Here is a 16,764-nt window from a genome sequence, read left to right as displayed (position 1 = left end):
TGAGGATTCGGGTGGGCGCCATCGGTACCGCCGTCGTCGGACCGGGCGCCCCGATCGCGGCGGGAGGATCCGCCGCTCTAATCGGGGAACGTGTGCTGCCCGGACACGTTCGACGCAGCACGCCCTTCTGCGGCGCCGCACGCCTTCGGATTTCGCTATGCGAAAAGGAAGTGGCGATTCATCCGTTCTGCTCGCATGCGCAGCCGATTCCAACCGTCGCGCCGCGCCGAGGTGCGCGCAAAGCACGCCGCGGAGGCCCGGGGAGCGGCTTCGCCGAGATCGTCGCCTCCGTGGCGGTGCGGGAGGCCGGAGCGGGATGCGATCCGGGCATTCCAGGAGCGGTTTCCCAGGTGTTCACGCTGCTGCGGCGCGCCGGAAGACCCGAATCGGCGTAGCGCCGGTGTCGTCGCGCGGCCCTGCACCGGTCGTCCTCGGATCGCCCCCGTTCCGGCCCGCCGGCGAGCCGTCCCTCGTCGAGCGCCCGCCGCCAGGGGCTGGGTCCGTTTGCCGCCGACCGCCGGATGCCCAGCCCGACGCCGGCCGTACCGATGGCCGCTGTCCGAGCCACCCGCTGTCGTCGCCGCCCTCGTCGCATGCCCCGGCCCGACGACCGCAGCTCCGAGCGCCGCCGCCCCCCACCATCCGCCGCGCATCGTCCCCACCGCCGCATCGCGATCCCCGGGCACCCGGAACACCTCATTCCGCCCTGTCCGAGCCGGTTGCGGACGCGCTCACGCCCCCTCCACCCCGTCCCCCGCGCTCGGCTTCCCAGCGTCCACTCCGCCTGACAGCTACCGGTTTCCGTCCGTTTGGGCATGATTCTCCGTTGCCGGTGCCGTATCCTGCCGAGGACGGGCTTCCGCGCCCCGGCCCCGGGGGCGCCGGTCGATCGCACTGCCCCCGTGCGGCGGCGGGGAACGCCCCGGCCCCGTATATCCCCCGGTTCCACCGATTCGGGGTACGGCGATCGCCCTCCGCGATAACGTATGCACCCGGAGGTGCGCATCCGATGTCCGACATCCCGGAACGCTCGCTGCTCCCCAAGATGCGGCTCGACGAGCTCATCTCCGAACTGCATGTCCGGCTGGAGTCCGCATTGTCGACCCGCGACCGCGTGCACTCCCTGCTGGAAGCCGTCCTGTCCATCGGCAGCGACCTCGACCTCGCCACCGTGCTGCGCCGCCTGACCGAGGCCGCCGCGACGCTCGTCGACGCGCGCTACGCCGGGCTCGGAGTGCTGGACGAGCACGGGCACTTCGCCGAGTTCATCCCGGTCGGGCTCAGCTCCGAGCAGGCCGCCGGCATCCACGTCTTCCCCCTCGGCAAGGGCATCCTCTCCGTACCCACCCGCGACCGCGCCGCGCTGCGGCTGCGCGACGCCTCCCAGCACCCGGAGTTCCACGGGATGCCCGAGGGCCATCCGCAGATGCGGTCGTTCCTGGGCGTGCCGATCCAGGTGCGCGACGAGGTCTTCGGCAACCTCTACCTCGCCGAGAAGCGCAACGCCGGGGAGTTCGACGAGGAGGACGAGGCCATCGTCACCGCGCTGGCCACTGCGGCGGGCGTGGCCATCGAGAACGCGCGGCTCTACGAGGAGACTCGGCTGCGGGAGCGCTGGCTGTCCTCCTCCACCGAGATCACCACGCGGCTGCTCTCCGGCGCCGACAGCGACGAGGTGCTCGGCTACCTCGCCCAGCAGTCACGCGAGATGTCCGACGCCGACGTGGCGGTCGTGCTGCTGCCCGACTCCCGCGAACGCGACCTCATCGCCGAGATCGCCGACGGACCGGTCGCAGACCAGGTCATCGGCACGCCGATCGGCATGTCCGACACCAAGTGCGGCTGGGTCTACCGCAACGGCGAGCCCGCCACCATCGCCGACCTGCGCCAGGCCAACTGCCCGATGCTCACCCACCGCGGCTTCGGCCCGGGGCTGCTGGTGCCGATCGGCACGCCCGACCAGACCCGCGGCGTGCTGCTGCTGGGCAAGATGAACGCCCGGTCCCCGTTCAACGAGGCCACGCGGCGGATGATCGACGCCTTCTCCGCGCAGGCCGCGGTGGCCCTGGAGTTGGCGGAGGCGCGCCGCGACGCCGAGCGGCTGGTGGTGCTGGAGGAGCGCGACCGCATCGCCAAGGATCTGCACGACGTGGTGATCCAACGGCTGTTCGCCTCGGCCATGACGCTGATGAGCACGGTGCGCCTGATCGGCAACGCCGAGGCGGGCGACCGGGTGCAGCGCACCATCGACGACCTGGACGAGACCATCCGCGAGATCCGCTCGACCGTGTTCGCGCTCCAACTGCCCCCGAAGCCCCAGCACACCTCGCTGCGCGACCGCATCCTGACCGCGGCCGAGGGCGCGGCGCGCTCGCTGGGCTGCCAGCCCGGCGTTCGGCTGGAGGGGGCCATCGACACCTCGGTGCCCGAGGACGTCGGCGAGCAGTTGCTGACCGTGCTGGGCGAGGCGCTGTCCAACGTCGCCCGCCACGCCGACGCATCGGAAGTGCACGTCTCGGTGCAGGCCGACGACCGACTCACCCTGCAGGTCGACGACAACGGCCGCGGCATTCCCCACAACGGCCGCCGCAGCGGGCTGCGCAATCTGGCCGAGCGGGCGGTGTCGCTGGGCGGCGAGTTCGGTGTGGACCCGATTCCCACCGGCGGCACAGCGCTGCGCTGGAGCGTGCCGCTGCGCAGCCGCCAGGAGGGCGGCACGCAGGTGCCCGCCTGAGCGGACGGGGCCCGCCCCGGAGGCCGAGCCCGCGGTCCTCAGCGCCGCTTGCTGCGCAGCTCCGCGACGAGGATGGCGGCCTGGGTGCGGCGCTTGAGGTCGAGCTTGGACAGCAGACTGGACACGTAGTTCTTCACCGTCTTCTCGGCCAGGTAGAGCCGCTCGCCGATCTGCCGGTTGGTCAGCCCTTCGCCGATCAGGTCGAGGATCTGGCGCTCCTGCGGGCTCAGCTCGGCCAGCGGGTCGGGTTCGGGCGTGCCCTCGCGCAGCCGCTCCAGCATGCGGCCGGCGCTGGCGGGATCCAGCAGGGAGCCGCCGGCGGCCACGGTGCGCACCGCGCCGACCAGGTCGGCCCCGTGGATCTGCTTGAGGACGTAGCCCGCCGCCCCGGCCATCACCGCGTCGTAGAGGGCGTCGTCGTCGGCGAAGGACGTCAGCATCAGGCAGGCGATGCCGGGATGGTCGGAGCGGATCTCGCGGCACACGCTCACCCCGGACCCCCCGGGCAGCCGCACGTCCAGGATGGCCACGTCGGGCGCCGCGAGCGGAATGCGGGCCAGGGTCTGCTCGGCGGTGCCCGCCTCGCCCACGACCTCCATGTCCGGCTCGCTCTCCAGCATCGCGGCCACACCCCGCCGGACGACCTCGTGGTCGTCGACCAGGAAGACGCGGATGGACTCGGACCCCGACCCTGCGTCCGCACGTGCGGTGGTCATCGACGCCTCGTTTCGCTAGCGACACCTGCCCGGGTACGACCGTAGCGGCCCGCGCCGGTACAAGCACCGCCGAAAGCCACGAATCGCATAGGCCCAAAGTCCCGGAAGTGAGCCGAGCCGGGTCGTATTCGGACTGAGAGCCCCACTACGACCCGGCTGTGCGCCTCCCGGGTGCGTCTCCCCGGGCGTCCCGTCAGGCGAGCCGGCCGGCCCAGGGCCGCGCGCTCTCGAAGGCGTGGCAGGCCGCCATGACCAGGGCGTCGCCGTGGCGCGGGCCGACGACCTGCAGGCCCACCGGCAGGCCGGCCTCGGTGAAGCCGCAGGGGACGCTCGCAGCGGGCTGCTGGGTCATGTTGAAGGGGTAGGAGAAGCCCGCCCAGCCGGTCCAGCGCCGATCGCCGGAATCGGGCGGAACCTCCAGGCCCGCCTCGAAAGCGGTGATGGGCATGGCCGGGGTCAGCAGCAGGTCGTAGTCCTCGTGGAAGCGCCCCATCGCCTCGCCCATCGACATCCGGGTGGCCATGGCCGTCAGGTAGTCCTGCGCGGAGTAGGTCAGACCCTCGTCGACGATCTCCCGCAGACCGGGGTCCAGCCTGTCGCGCTGGGCCTCAGTGAGGGCCTCGGTCGCCTTGGCGGCTCCCGCGTACCAGAGGATCTGGAAGTGCTCGCGCGACTCCGGAATCGGAGGGTCGGCCTCCTCCACGACGGCGCCCGACTCCTCGAAGGCCTGGACGGCCTCGGCGACGATGCGCGCGACCTCGGGATCGACCGACAGATGGCCCAGCGCCGGGCTGTAGGCGATGCGCAGCCCGCGCATGGGGGTGTCCAAGGACTCGGTGAAGGAGTAGGCGGGCGTGTCCAGCCGGCCCCAGTCGCGGGGGTCGGGTCGGGTGATGACGTCGAGCATGAGCGCGGCGTCGGCGACGGTGCGCGTTATGGGACCGGAGTGGGCGAGGCTGCCGAAGGCGCTCGCCGGATAATGCGGCACCAGTCCCCATGTGGGCTTGATGGCGAAGACGCCGGTGAAGCTGGCGGGGATGCGCACGGACCCGCCCCCGTCGGTACCGGTGGACAGCGGGCCCATGCCCGCGGCCACGGCCGCCGCGGCGCCGCCGCTGGAGCCGCCGGGCGTCTTGCTGAGGTCCCAGGGGTTGCGGGTGACGCCGTACAGCGGGCTGTCGGTGACGCCCTTCCAGGCGATCTCGGGCGTTGTGGTCTTGCCGACGAACAGCGCGCCTTCCTCACGCAGCCGCGCCACCACCGGGGAGTCCTCGGTCCAGGGCTGGTCCGGGTCGACGTTGAGGGAGCCGCGCAGGGTGGGCCACCCGCGAGTGAGCATGATGTCCTTGATCGAGGTGGGTACCCCGTCGAGCCGGCCGGCGGGCTCGCCGCGGCTCCAGCGTCCCTCGGACTCGCGCGCGGCGGCGCGCGCCTCGTCCGGTTCGACCAGGCAGAAGGCGTTCAGGGCGGGGTTGTCGCGCTCGATGCGCTCCAGTACGGCGTCGGTGGCCTCGACCGGCGAGAGCTCGCCGCGGGCGTAGGAGCCGAGCAGCTCGGTGGCCGACATCCAGGCCGGGGAGTCGGCCTGCGCGGGGGCGTCCGCGTCCCGCGGCTGCCGGGTGTCTCCCTGGTCCAGCCCCTCGTACTTGGTACTCAATCTCTGTCCTTCCTCGCGTCGGCACGGGGTGGGCGGAGCGCAGGCCCCCGGCCGCGCGGCCGGGGGCGGGTGTCAGGGACCGGACACGTAGCCGCGGCGCTTGTCGACGACGTTGCGCAGCGGGCTCCCGCCGAGGAAGCGCTCCAGGTTGTCGGCGAACAGCTCGACCAGCTCATCGCGCCAGCCGACGACGTCGCCGGACATGTGCGGGGAGATGAGGGCGCCGGGCGCGCTCCACAGCGGGGAGTCCTCGGGCAGCGGCTCGGTGCGGGTGACGTCGAGCGCCGCGCCGGCGAGTTCTTCGGCGCGCAGGGCGCGCCCGAGCGCGTCCTCGTCGACCAGTTGGCCGCGGCCGACGTTGATCAGCCGGGCGTGGGGCCGCATGCGGGCGAGGAAGGCGGCGTCGGCGAGGTCGCGTGTGGCGTCGGTCAGGGGTGCGGCCAGCACGACGTAGTCGGCGCGCGGCAGCGCCTCGGCGAGGCCGGGGGCCGCCGTCTGCAGGGAGGACTCGACCACGGTGCCGAAGTCGGGGTCTTCGGTGCGCGCGGTGCGGCCGGCGCCTTCGACGGTCATGCCGACGGCGCGCAGTTGGCGGGCGATGGCGCGGCCGATGGGGCCGGTGCCGATCACCAGGGCGTGCTTGCCCCCGACGCGCTCGGTCTCGCGGTGGCGCCATTCGCGGCGCCGCTGGTTGTCGAGGGTGGCCGGCAGATCCTTGGCGAAGGCGACGACCAGGCCCAGGACGTACTCGGCCATGGGCTCGTCGAAGACGCCGCGGGAGTTGGTGACGGTCACGTCGCTGCCGACCAGCCTGTCGAACATGAGGTTGTCGACGCCGGCGGTGGCGGCGTGCACCCAGCGCAGGCTGTCGGCCTTGGGCCAGGCGTCCTCCACCGCCTCGGAGAACAGATCCCAGACGAACAGCGCGTGGGCGCCGGGCAGCACCTCGTGCAGCCGGTCGGCGGTAGCGTAGCGGACGGAGGCCAGCCTCGGGTCGGCCTCGATGCGCTCACTACCGGGCGGCAGGTCGCCTCCGTGCAGAACGGCGAGGCGGGTCTGCGGCGGGTTTTCGGATGTCACTTCGTGCGGCTCCGGGTTCACTGACGTGGGCGGCCGATGGTGTCGCTGCTCTGCCTACCCCCGATCACTGCCGTCCAATGGCGGGGTACCGCGAAGCGGTTGAAACGCTAGGCAGAGTCCGTAGGATTGTCAACAATATGCGGAGAGTCTGTACTGCGGGGGTGAGCAGGGCCGACCTGCGGCACTCCCATCCTCTGAGCGGCCCGATGGAATTTCCACCCGGCCGCTGCCGCTGTCGCCAAGGGTGGTGGCGACGCGGCGGTGAGCACGGGCGCCGCGACGCCACGCGTCAGCGCCTCCACACGTTGCTGTGTCGGGCTTCGCGATCGTATGGTTGTTGACAATCAGCATCGTTGATCCTGGTGCCATCCGGCTCTGCTGCACCGGGGACCAGGGGCTGAGCGTTGACGACCACACGCTTCAAGAGATCCACATACCGGCAGCGCCCGCCGCGAAGCGGCTGCCGCCCAGCTCACTACCACCCGCTAGCACCATAAGTCCCATCATCGGCCCAGCCGCCTCCCACTCGGGAGGCCCAGCGCCCCGAATCCGCGCCGGCCGACCCAGTCTCATCCCACCACCGCCCGGGAGACGCACGACCCGTGCCCTGCGGCGGCGTATCACGGTGCCCAGTTAGAAAGGCCCAACTCGACGATGCCCCGGTACATGACCATCGGCCTGGAGAAGCGCGGCGTCTCCTGTGTGGCCGAACTCCTCGACAAGGACGCCCCCCGCACCTGCGACACGGTTTGGGAGGCGCTCCCCCAGGGCGGCGACGTCTACCACGCCAAGTACGCCCGCAACGAGGTCTACGCCATGGTCCCCCGGTTCGCCGCCGAGGAGCCCGGCCAGGAGAACCCCACGGTCACGCCCATCCCCGGCGACGTCGTCTACTTCTCCTTCCCCGGCGGCATGCTCGATCGCCGGTTCAAGGAGGAGAAGGGCATCGACCACCTCCCCGGCGTCATCGACCTCGCCATCTTCTACGGCCGCAACAACCTGCTGCTCAACGGCGACGTCGGCTGGGTGCCCGGCAACGTCTACGCCACCATCGTCGAGGGCCTGGGCCCCATGGCCGAGGCCTGCAACGACGTCTGGCGCTCCGGCGCGATCGGCGAGCGCCTCCTCTACCGGCGGCTTGAGGAATAGCGACCGCTGTGCCCCGGGGGCCGCGGTTCCCGCTGCCCCGAAACCGATAACACGCAGAGAAGGAGGTGAGTGACCAATGCGGACCGATCGGACCGCCGGAGAACCGGTGAGCGGTGGCGACCAGGAAGAGCGGGTCCTCCTCGAGCACCTCGAAACCGCCCCCGACCCGGCTGAGGACGCACCCGCGGCCTCCGCCGAGGTGGTGGAGATCTCCGCCCTGGCCGAGACCCCGTGGCAGTCCGGCGTGGGCATCGTGGCGCCCTACGACTTCGCGCTCGACCGCGAGCTGTGGCGCTGGGCACCTGACGACGTCTCGCTCTATGTCACGCGGCTGCCGTTCGTCCCGGTACCGGTGACCGTGGACCAGGCCTCGGCGCTGAGCAACGGCGACGACGTCGCCCGCGCGACCCGCGACCTGCTGGCCCCCGAGCCCCTGGTGGTGGGCTACGCGTGCGCTTCGGGCAGCTTCGTCCACGGGGCCGAGGGCCAGCTCCGACTGCGCCAGAGCATCCTCGACGCCGGCGCCCCCGCGGCGGTCACCACCTCCGGGGCCACGATCCAGGCGCTGGAGGCGCTGGACGTACGCCGCATCGCTGTGGTCACGCCCTATGTCGACAGCGTCACCGACCGGCTGCTGGAGTACCTGGCGGAGCACGGCGTGGAGTCGGCCTCCAGCGTCGGCCTGGGCCTGCTCGGCCACATCTGGAAGACCACCTACTCCGAGGTCGTCCAGGCGGTGCGCGAGGCCGACCGGCCCGACGCCGAGGCCGTGTTCATCAGCTGCACCAACGTGCTCACCTACGACATCATCGCGCCGCTGGAGCGCATGCTCGGCAAGCCGGTGATCGCCGCCAACCAGGTCACCATGTGGGCCGCGATGCAGTCGATGGGCCGCCGGCCCGTCGCCCACGGCCAGCACCTCATCGACGCCACCGCCCGCACCACCGCCGCATGACGGCCGCCCCGGACCGCAGCGGCTCCCAGATGGGGAGGTATACGCAGATGCCCAGTGTCGGATTCCTCTACCCCGGCTACAGCGCCGAGGACGACTACCCGGTGTTCGAGGAGAAGCTGGGCGGCGACGTCCGGCTGCACCTCGTACACACCCTGATGCGCGAGGACGCCCACCGGGTCGACGCCCTGCTGGACGTCGGCGGCTCCGACGTCCTGGGCGAGGGCGCGCGCGAACTGCGGGAGCACGGCGTCGACGCCGCCGTGTGGGCCTGCACCAGCGGCAGTTTCGTCTTCGGCTGGGACGGCGCTCGCGCCCAGGCCCAGGCGGTCGAGGACGAGACGGGCGCAGCGGCCTCCAGCACCTCGTTCGCGTTCGTCAACGCGCTGCGTGCACTGGGGATCGAACGCGTGGCCATCGCCGCCAGCTACCCGGAGGACGTCGCCGAACGCTTCGTGGAGTTCCTCGGCGCAGCCGGCATCGAGGTGGTCGCCTGGGCCGGGCGCGGCATCGTCACCGCGGCCGAGGTCGGCACCCTGTCCGGCGAGGACGTGCTCGACTGGGTGGCCGCCGGCGACCACCCCGACGCCGAGGCCGTCCTGGTGCCCGACACCGCCCTGCACAGCGCGGCCATCCTGGACGCCCTGGAGGAGCGGCTGGGCAAGACCGTGCTGACCGCGAACCAGGTCAGCGTGTGGGAGGGACTGCGCCTGGCGGGCGCCGCCGCTCCCCGCGAGGGTCTGGGCACTCTGTTCCGCTCGGGGGCTCGGGTGCCCGCCTCGACCGAGCACTGACACCATGAGTGCCCGCTGCGGCGCGCGGCGGGCACCGACCACGGCACGCGCACGAGGACGAGAGGAGAACGGATGCCATGAGCTCCCACGGCGGACTCGAACCCGTGCCGCGAAGGTCCACCGCAGCGTTGATCGCCGACCAGCTCCGGTCGGCGATCATGTACGGCCACCTGGCGCCCGGCGACCAGCTGGGCGAGACCGACCTCGCGGCTCGACTGGGGGTGAGCCGCGGCCCCCTGCGCGAAGCGATGCAGCGGCTGGTCCAGGAAGGGCTGCTGCGCAGCGAGCGGCACCGCGGCCTGTTCGTCCGCGAGCTCCAAGCCGAGGATGTACGCGACATCTACGTGGCGCGCCTGGCGGTCGAGCGCGCCGCGTGTGAACTGGTCATGCGCGGCAACAGGGGCGAGGCGCTGGCACGCCTGACGGCCTCGCTGGACCGCCTCGTCGATGCCGCCGAGACCGGGGACCGCACCGAGATGAGCGATGCCGACCAGGCCTTCCACCAGACCCTGGTGAGCTGCTCGGGCAATCGGCGGCTGGAGCGCATGGCGCAGACCCTGCTGGTGGAGACCCGCATGTGCCTGACCGTGATGCAGGACGTCTACCCCGAGGCGGCAGAGCTCGTCGACGAGCACCAGAAGCTGCTGGACGCCATAACGGAGGGCGACGAGGCGCACCTGCTCTCCCTCATCGAGTCCCACATGCTCGACACCGTCGAGCGCATCAACGCCACCGGCGCCACCGGCCCGTCGGCGGCGGAGCACTCCTCGACCGGGCGGAACTGAGCCGGGGCGGTACGGACCGGTGACCGTCCGCCCGACCACACCACGACCCGCGGCGCCCCTCTCCCGAGTGGGCGCCGCGGGTCGTCTCGTGTGAAGGCGAGCGCACGAGAGCCCTCTTCTGGAAGGCGAGGAACTTCCCGGAAACCGCCCGGGCCCCGCACACCGGAGGCTGCGGCACGGGGGCCGCGACCGCGAAGCGCCGCCCGCCGACTCGGCGCCGAACGCACAGCATCCCCTCCCTCGACGGCGCGGTACCGCTCAGCGGCAAGCCGGCACACGCCACGCGAGGCGAGGTGGCGCACGCCACTCGCTGTACGTACACTCTGTCCGTACAATCATGACGAGACCTGTGGGGACGGACGCGATCCCGCCCCGGAGAGGAGCAGCCATGAGCCGAGGCCATGGCAGCCTGGTCCCACTGTTCGGGACGATGAACCGCCTGCCCGGCGGGCTCATGCTCATCCCGCTGCTGCTGGGATCACTGATGGGCACCTTCGCCCCCGCCGCACTGGACATCGGCGGGTTCACCACGGCGCTTTTCAAGGACAGCGCGCTACCGCTCATCGCGCTGCTCATCTTCGCCACCGGCACCCAGGTCACACTGCGCACCGGCGGGCCCGTCCTCGCCACCACCGGCGTCGTACTACTCGGCAAGAGCATTGTTCCGGGCCTGATCATCGTCGCACTCGGCGCGGTGACCGGGCCCGACGGCCTGTTCGGCGTATCGATCCTCGCGCTGCTCGCCGCCGGGACCAACTCCAACGGCGGGCTGTGGCTGGCGCTGACCGGCCAGTATGGGCGTGCCCGCGACCGCGGCGCCTACATCGCGGGCGCGGTCAACGACGGGCCGTTCTTCGCGCTGCTGTTCATCGGCGCCTCCGGGCTCGGCCAGATCCCCTTCACGGCGCTGCTCGCGGCCATCATCCCGTTCATCCTGGGCGTGGTCGTCGGCAACCTCGACTCCCAGTGGCGCGAGACCCTGGCGCCGGTGCCCGCCATCGTCATCCCCTTCTTCTCCTTCGCCCTCGGCACCGGGATCGACCTCGCCGACGTCGCCTCCGGCGGGCTCAGCGGCATCGTCCTGGGCGTGCTCATCACCCCCATCACCGGCGGACTGGTCTACCTGGGCTACCGGCTGATCCTGCGCCGCGGCGGCGAGAGCGGCATCGGGTTCGCCGCCGGAACCACCTCGGGCAACTCCATCGCCACCCCGGCGATCGTCGCCGCCGCCGACCCCTCCTTCCAGTCCTACGTGGGCGCCGCGACCTCGCAGGTGGCCGCGTGTGTGCTGGTCACCGCGGTACTCGCGCCGATGCTGGCCTCCTGGGCCCTCAAGCGCAGCGGGGCCACCGGCGCCCGCGCCGAGGAGGACGCCGAACAGGCCGGTGAGCGGGAGGATGCCGCATCCCCGGAGGAGGCGAAGCCGTGACACCCGAGATCGCCGTGGTCGCCGACGACCTCACCGGCGCCAACGACACCGCGGTGCGCTTCCTGCGCGCCGGCTGGTCGACCGAGCTGCGCCTGGCGGGCGCCGGCGGCGGCGCCCACGTGGTCGCCCTGAGCACCGACTCGCGGGCGCTGGGCCCCGACGCGGCCGCCGCTGCCGTCACCGAGCGCGTGCGCGCCCTGCGCGGCACCCGCCACCTGTACAAGAAGGTCGACTCCACCCTGCGCGGGCAGGTCGCGGCCGAGATCGAGGCCGCCCGGCGGAGCTGGGCGGCGGACGCGGTCGCCGTCGTGTGCCCGGCGTTCCCCGAGGCAGGGCGCACCGTCGAGGACGGCGTCCTGCTCGTGGAGGGCACACCCGTGCACCGCACGCCAGTGGGCGCCGACCCCGTGACGCCGGTGCGCGAAAGCCACATCCCCACTCTGCTCGGCGCGGCGCAGGTGGTCCTCGGGAGCGCGGACACGGCGGCCGACGCCGCCCGGCTCGCCGACGCGGGTCCGGTCGTGGTCGCCGACGCCCGCACACCCGAGGACCTGGAGCGCCTGGCAGCGGCCATCGCGCACCTGGGGCCCCGCGCCGTCCCCGTCGGATCGGCCGGGCTGGCGGCGCCGATGGCCGAGGCGTGGGCCCCCGCGGCCCCGCCCGCGCTGGTCGTCGTGACCTCGCTGCACGCCACCACCCGCGAGCAGGTCGACCGGCTCGCCCGTGAGCTGCCGGTCCAGTGCTGCGACGCCGCGGCCCTCTCCGACGACACGGCGTGGAAGGCGTGGTGCGCCGAAGCCGACCGACGCCTGGCCGACGCCGGCGACGCCCTCGCCCTCGTCGCCCCGCAGGAGCGCACTCCGCGGCTTGAGCCCACCGAGGTCGCCCGGCGCTTCGGCGCGCTGGCCGCCGGCCTCGCCGAGCGGCACCCCGTCGCCGGGTTCGTGGTCACCGGCGGCGACGGCGCCCGCGCGCTCGCCGACGCGCTCGGCGCCACCGGGATCGCGCTCACCGGCGAGGTCGCGCCGGGCATCCCCGCCGGAACGCTCTCGGGCGGAGGCCTGCACGGGCGGCCCATCGTCACCAAGGCCGGGGGGTTCGGCACCCCCGACGCACTGCTCACCGCCGTTGAGGCGGTCCGGAACAGGAGGTACCGGTCATGACCCGACCCACCCTGGCCATCACCCTCGGCGACGCCGCCGGAATCGGCCCGGAGATCACCGCCAAGTCGCTGCTGAACCACCCCGAGCTGCGCGAGGTGTGCCGCCCCTTGGTCGTGGGCGACGCCGACGCGCTGCGCGCCGGGGTCGGCCTGGCCGGAGGCGACCCGGAGCGGGTGCACGTGGTCGACTCGCCCGACCAGGCCGAAGACCGGCCCGGGACCATCGACGTCGTCCAGGTCGGCCCGTCGCTGGCGCACGTGCCCTACGGCGAGCTGAGCGCGGAGGCCGGCGACGGTGCCGCGCGCTTCGTCATGGCGGCCTGCGACCTCGCCCGCCGCGGGTTCGTGGACGGGATCGTCACCCCGCCGCTGAACAAGGCCGCCATGCACCTCGGCGGGCACTCCTGGCCCGGGCACACCGAACTGCTGGCGCACGAGTTCGGCGTCGAGGACTTCAGCCTGGTGCTGTCGGCAGGCGATCTGTACTTCTTCCACCTGACCACCCACGTGTCGCTGGCCGACGCGATCCGGCTGGTCACCCCGGAGCGCACCGACGCGGTGCTGCGGCTGGCAGGCGCATTCGCCGCGGCTCTGGGCACGCCGGAGGAGCCCATCGGCGTGGCAGGGCTCAACCCGCACGCCGGGGAGAACCGGCTGTTCGGCGACGAGGACGCCGACGTGCTGGAGCCCGCCGTGCAGCGGGCGCGCGCGGCAGGCGTCAACGCCTCGGGGCCGCTGCCGGCCGACGCACTGATCCCGGCCGCGGTGCAGGGCAAATGGAAGCTGATCACCGTCTGCTACCACGACCAGGGGCACGCGCCCTTCAAGGCGGTCTACGGCGACGACGGCGTCAACATCACCGTGGGGCTGCCGGTGGTGCGGGTCTCCGTCGACCACGGCACCGCGTTCGACATCGCGGGGCAGGGGATCGCGCGCGAGGCCAGCCTGGTGCTGGCCATCCGCCGCGCGGCCGAGCTGGCGCCCGGGTGGGCGCACGTCCGGCAAAGCGCGCAGACCGCCGTCTGAGCCCTACAATGCCGACCATGCCCGTGGACCGGTCCGACCCCCGCCCGCTGCACGCGCAGATCGCGACGGCGCTGCGCGCCGAGATCCGCGACCGGGCGATCGCGCCCGGCGACACGCTGCCCAGCGAGGCGGCGCTGCAGGAGCGCTTCGGCGTCTCGCGCAGCGTGGTCCGCCAGGCGCTGTCCACGCTGGAGGCCGATGGGGCGATCCGGCGCGACCCGGGGCGCGCGGCGGTGGCCACGGCCGGGATCGAGCACCGGCGGCTGGTGCAGCGGGTGACCGGGCTGTTCGACCAGTTCTCGCGCAGCGGGCTGCGCCTGGCGACCCGGGTCGTCCGATTGGAGGAGGCCCCCTCCCCGCCCGCGCACGTCGCCCGGCACCTGGGCACCCGCACTGTGCTGCGGCTGGAGCGGGTGCGCTCGGTGGACGGCGACCCGCTCTCCTACGTGCGCACCTGGCTGCCCGCGGACCGGGTGCCGGGCCTCAGCGCGGACATGCTCGCCGACGCCTCGCTGCACCGGCTGCTGGAGTCGCACTTCGGCGCCCAGCCGCGGAGCGGTCGGCGCCAGGTGCGCGCGGTTCCGGCCGACCCCGTGATCGCGGAGGCGCTGGGAGTTCCGGCCGACGCGCCGCTGCTGCTACTGGAGGGCAGCACCTTCGACCAGGAGGGCGCCCCGCTGGAGTGGTTCGAGAGCTGGCACCGCTCGGACCGGGTGGTGTTCGACATCGAGGCCGACGAGTCCACCGAGCAGGTGCGCCTGCAACCGGGTACGGCGTTCGCGGAGGCCGCGGGCGGCGGCGCTGACGCGGGCGCCGGTGCGCGTGCGAAGAGTACGGCACTTGCGGAACCCGGTGGTGCGAGTGCACGAGCGGGAGATGCGGCGGAGACAGCGGAATCGGGGGAAGCAGAGGCGCCCGACCCGTCCCGCTGTGACCGGCTGCATCGTGCGCGGGAACTGGCGCACGAGCTGCGTACTGAGCTGGACCGACTGGCGGCGGAGGAGCCGTAGGGGCGTTCCAAGCCTCCACCCGCCGCGGGCTCGACCATGTGCGACGACGAGCAGGTGCGCCTCGTCACCGAAGTAGCCGGTACCGGTTGTGAACCCCGTGCGTCAGCCGACTCGTGAACCGGCGAGTATGACGCCCACGCGTGCGGAGCTCACCTCCGCACCGGTATCGGCATGCCCGGGCGCCTCTGCTCGGGGCTCGGTGAGTCGTTCGACCGCCCGCAGGGGCTCGGGCGGCCCGCGAGTGCCGCTTCGCCGGCTGCCGCGGCGACCGGGCCGGCGGGTGCGGAAGGAGTGCCCGGAGCGGGCTTCCGCAGCGCCGTGGGCGAAGCCGACGGAGATCACGGTCTTGCCGCCGTCCCAGCGAACCGCGCCTCGGCGCGACCTCGGAGACGCGCGCCACCTTTATTGACTGAGTAGTCCAAATCAGGCAGAGTTATGGACGAAAAAGTCCATAATCTGAAGAGGTGGGTGGCGTGGCCGTCCTGAAGGGCAAGACCGCGGTGGTTACCGGCGGAAGCAGCGGCATCGGGCTCGCGATCGCGCGGGCATACCGCGACGAAGGCGCGAAGGTGTTCATCACCGGCCGTCGCAAGGAAGCGCTCGACATGGCAACCGCCGAGCTCGGCGAGAATGTGACCGCCGTGGTCTGCGACTCCGCCGTGCCCGCCGATCTCGACGCTCTCTACGAGACTGTCCGCGAGCAGGCTGGGCACGTCGACATCGTGGTCGCCAATGCCGGTATCGGCATCGAGACCCCCTTGGGCGAGGTCACCGAGGATCAGGTCGACGCCCTGTTCGCCACCAACGTCAAGGGTGCCGTCTTCACTGTCCAGAAGGCATTGCCGCTGCTTCGCTCAGGTGCATCCATCATCTTGACCGGATCGAGCGCCGCGAGACGCCCTTCCTACGGTCTCGAGATCTACGCGGCGACGAAGGCCGCGGTGCGTAACCTGGCCCGCGGCTGGGCCCACAGCTCGCGGCAGTACGGCTTCCGGATCAACGTGCTCTCGCCGGGCATGGTTTCGACTCCGGGCCTGCACGATCTCGTCCCCGCGGAAGTCCGGGAACAGGCCAAGGAGATCATTCCTCTGGGTCGGCACGGCGCACCGGAGGAGATCGCCGCGGCCGCCACCTTCCTGGCCTCGGACGCCTCCAGCTACCTCAACGGCTCCGACCTCGCCGCCGACGGCGGCGCCGCGCAGGTCTGATGCCCTCAATCCGCATCCAAGGCGCCTGATTCCGTCGGGGTAGGCCCACCCAAGGCGGCTTCCCGGTGAACCGCGCCAAAGTCGGGCTGGTGTGGCAGGGCCTCGCTCGTGCGCACCAGCCCACGCTTTGGTTCGCCGAGCCGTGAGCGCGGCGAAGCGCGGGCCGGTGCGCTCGCAGCCGCTGGGATCGAGGACCTGGTCATCCGCGCTGGTGGCTACTGGCCGGCGTGAGATCGCGCACCAGCCCGCGACGGCAGCAGCCGAGCCAGAGCGGACTCGGCTACAGAGGCGAGCGCGTCGACACCCATACCCGTCCGTCCGAGCGCGACCACGCCAAGCTGGGCGGCAAGAACCGCATAGGCGATCTGGTCGGCATCCGCATCGGGATCCACGTCGCCTTCGTGCTGGGCCCGCTCGATCGCCTCCGTCAGGACCTTGGTGGTCGCGTCGTAGCTGCGTCGGGCCTCGGCCGCAACATCCGGCATGCTCGCTGCCAGCTCGGCCGTGCTGTTGGCCAGGAGGCATCCGCGCCGGGCGGATGCCCCGGTGGGGTCACAGCTCGGACCTCGCACGAACTCGCGCACGAGGTCGATGCCCCGCGGCACGGACGCCAGCCGCTCGCGGAGCATTCGATCGTTGGCGTCGTCGTATTCGCGCAGCACCCGCAGGAACAAGTCATGCTTGTCACCGAAAGCTCCGTACAGGCTGCCCTTGCCCAGCCCGCTGACACGCATGAGATCGTCGACCGACGTCGCCGCGTAGCCCTTGTCCCAAAACTCCTGGCGGATGGCCTCGACGACACCGTCCTCGTCGAACTTCCGGGGTCGTGGCATACCACGACGATACGGGTTCTTGACCAGGCAGGCTAGAACTCGCCGGCGCTGAACCGGTAGCCGGGTCCGACCATGGGCTGGTGGGGTTTCCGGGTCGTCGGAGCGGGTGGGATGCTGCTCAGCCAGGGACGCAGAACGCGCAGGGGTATGCCCACGATGCCCGCGAAAGCGTTCCCCCGGTCCTGACCCCTCCTCCCTCCTAAGGCCAGACATGCGCGGCCCCCGACCG

Annotated in this window: 14 protein-coding genes; 10 read left to right on the top strand and 4 right to left on the bottom strand. The window is 72.4% G+C overall.

The annotated features are described in order from the left end of the window. Window positions 1-1,009 precede the first annotated feature (1,009 nt). Entirely contained in the window at window positions 1,010-2,734 is a 1,725-nt protein-coding gene (locus tag LP52_RS24420) for a sensor histidine kinase (RefSeq protein WP_052810231.1), read from the top strand. 38 nt (window positions 2,735-2,772) lie between these two features. Here LP52_RS24420 and LP52_RS24415 read toward each other — a convergent pair whose 3' ends face one another. The 3 genes from LP52_RS24415 to LP52_RS24405 form a co-directional block, all read right to left on the bottom strand. Continuing rightward, on the bottom strand, window positions 2,773-3,450 hold the full coding sequence (locus tag LP52_RS24415; RefSeq protein ID WP_040276764.1) for a response regulator transcription factor: 678 nt from the start codon (window positions 3,448-3,450) through the stop codon (window positions 2,773-2,775). Window positions 3,451-3,643: 193 nt separating this feature from the next. Further along, window positions 3,644-5,086 carry an amidase gene (locus tag LP52_RS24410; RefSeq protein ID WP_052810241.1) on the bottom strand — a complete coding sequence of 481 codons (1,443 nt, stop codon included), beginning with the start codon at window positions 5,084-5,086 and terminating at the stop codon, window positions 3,644-3,646. Window positions 5,087-5,179: 93 nt separating this feature from the next. Beyond that, window positions 5,180-6,187 carry a D-2-hydroxyacid dehydrogenase gene (locus LP52_RS24405; RefSeq protein ID WP_040276762.1) on the bottom strand — a complete coding sequence of 336 codons (1,008 nt, stop codon included), beginning with the start codon at window positions 6,185-6,187 and terminating at the stop codon, window positions 5,180-5,182. A gap of 666 nt (window positions 6,188-6,853) precedes the next feature. Between LP52_RS24405 and LP52_RS24400 the strand changes: the two genes are divergently transcribed. From LP52_RS24400 to LP52_RS24360, 9 genes are all read left to right on the top strand, one after another. Next, window positions 6,854-7,336 (top strand): DUF3830 family protein, encoded by a 483-nt coding sequence (locus tag LP52_RS24400; protein ID WP_202966168.1) that lies wholly within the window; start codon window positions 6,854-6,856, stop codon window positions 7,334-7,336. 76 nt (window positions 7,337-7,412) lie between these two features. Further along, window positions 7,413-8,291, top strand: coding sequence for a maleate cis-trans isomerase family protein (locus LP52_RS24395; protein WP_040276760.1), 879 nt, complete (start codon window positions 7,413-7,415; stop codon window positions 8,289-8,291). 47 nt (window positions 8,292-8,338) lie between these two features. Then, complete coding sequence (locus LP52_RS24390) at window positions 8,339-9,082, top strand: maleate cis-trans isomerase family protein (RefSeq protein WP_040276759.1); 744 nt, start codon at window positions 8,339-8,341, stop codon at window positions 9,080-9,082. Between the two features lie 77 nt (window positions 9,083-9,159). After that, window positions 9,160-9,867 (top strand): GntR family transcriptional regulator, encoded by a 708-nt coding sequence (locus LP52_RS24385; RefSeq protein ID WP_040276758.1) that lies wholly within the window; start codon window positions 9,160-9,162, stop codon window positions 9,865-9,867. A 388-nt stretch (window positions 9,868-10,255) separates the two neighbouring features. Beyond that, entirely contained in the window at window positions 10,256-11,296 is a 1,041-nt protein-coding gene (locus tag LP52_RS24380; protein WP_040276757.1) for a 2-keto-3-deoxygluconate permease, read from the top strand. Beyond that, window positions 11,293-12,459, top strand: coding sequence for a four-carbon acid sugar kinase family protein (locus LP52_RS24375; protein ID WP_040276756.1), 1,167 nt, complete (start codon window positions 11,293-11,295; stop codon window positions 12,457-12,459). Before LP52_RS24380 ends, LP52_RS24375 begins: the two co-directional genes overlap by 4 nt. Next, window positions 12,456-13,484 carry a 4-hydroxythreonine-4-phosphate dehydrogenase PdxA gene (pdxA, locus tag LP52_RS24370; RefSeq protein ID WP_040276755.1) on the top strand — a complete coding sequence of 343 codons (1,029 nt, stop codon included), beginning with the start codon at window positions 12,456-12,458 and terminating at the stop codon, window positions 13,482-13,484. The genes LP52_RS24375 and pdxA overlap by 4 nt, the downstream gene beginning before the upstream one ends. Window positions 13,485-13,492: 8 nt before the next feature. Beyond that, window positions 13,493-14,494, top strand: a complete 1,002-nt coding sequence (locus LP52_RS24365; RefSeq protein WP_040276754.1) for a GntR family transcriptional regulator — start codon at window positions 13,493-13,495, stop codon at window positions 14,492-14,494. 473 nt (window positions 14,495-14,967) lie between these two features. Continuing rightward, complete coding sequence (locus tag LP52_RS24360; protein WP_040276753.1) at window positions 14,968-15,702, top strand: SDR family NAD(P)-dependent oxidoreductase; 735 nt, start codon at window positions 14,968-14,970, stop codon at window positions 15,700-15,702. Between the two features lie 215 nt (window positions 15,703-15,917). Here the strand turns inward: LP52_RS24360 and LP52_RS24355 are convergent, their stop codons facing one another. Then, window positions 15,918-16,535: a TetR/AcrR family transcriptional regulator gene (locus tag LP52_RS24355; protein WP_040276752.1), complete on the bottom strand. Its 618-nt coding sequence runs from the start codon at window positions 16,533-16,535 to the stop codon at window positions 15,918-15,920. Between the last annotated feature and the right edge of the window lie 229 nt (window positions 16,536-16,764).

The sequence above is a fragment of the Streptomonospora alba genome (assembly GCF_000826685.1).
GTDB lineage: Bacteria > Actinomycetota > Actinomycetes > Streptosporangiales > Streptosporangiaceae > Streptomonospora > Streptomonospora alba.
Note: the sequence above shows the minus strand (reverse complement) of the source record. Positions and strands in the feature narration are given on the sequence as shown.

What these genes read in the sequence shown, in the direction of transcription:
- LP52_RS24365 (WP_040276754.1), top strand. Translation starts at nt 13,493, where the DNA reads ATGCCGACCATGCCCGTGGACCGGTCCGACCCCCGCCCGCTGCACGCG.
- LP52_RS24420 (WP_052810231.1), top strand. Translation starts at nt 1,010, where the DNA reads ATGTCCGACATCCCGGAACGCTCGCTGCTCCCCAAGATGCGGCTCGAC.
- LP52_RS24395 (WP_040276760.1), top strand. Translation starts at nt 7,413, where the DNA reads ATGCGGACCGATCGGACCGCCGGAGAACCGGTGAGCGGTGGCGACCAG.
- LP52_RS24380 (WP_040276757.1), top strand. Translation starts at nt 10,256, where the DNA reads ATGAGCCGAGGCCATGGCAGCCTGGTCCCACTGTTCGGGACGATGAAC.
- LP52_RS24390 (WP_040276759.1), top strand. Translation starts at nt 8,339, where the DNA reads ATGCCCAGTGTCGGATTCCTCTACCCCGGCTACAGCGCCGAGGACGAC.
- LP52_RS24400 (WP_202966168.1), top strand. Translation starts at nt 6,854, where the DNA reads ATGACCATCGGCCTGGAGAAGCGCGGCGTCTCCTGTGTGGCCGAACTC.
- pdxA (WP_040276755.1), top strand. Translation starts at nt 12,456, where the DNA reads ATGACCCGACCCACCCTGGCCATCACCCTCGGCGACGCCGCCGGAATC.
- LP52_RS24415 (WP_040276764.1), bottom strand. Translation starts at nt 3,450, where the DNA reads ATGACCACCGCACGTGCGGACGCAGGGTCGGGGTCCGAGTCCATCCGC.
- LP52_RS24385 (WP_040276758.1), top strand. Translation starts at nt 9,160, where the DNA reads ATGAGCTCCCACGGCGGACTCGAACCCGTGCCGCGAAGGTCCACCGCA.
- LP52_RS24355 (WP_040276752.1), bottom strand. Translation starts at nt 16,535, where the DNA reads ATGCCACGACCCCGGAAGTTCGACGAGGACGGTGTCGTCGAGGCCATC.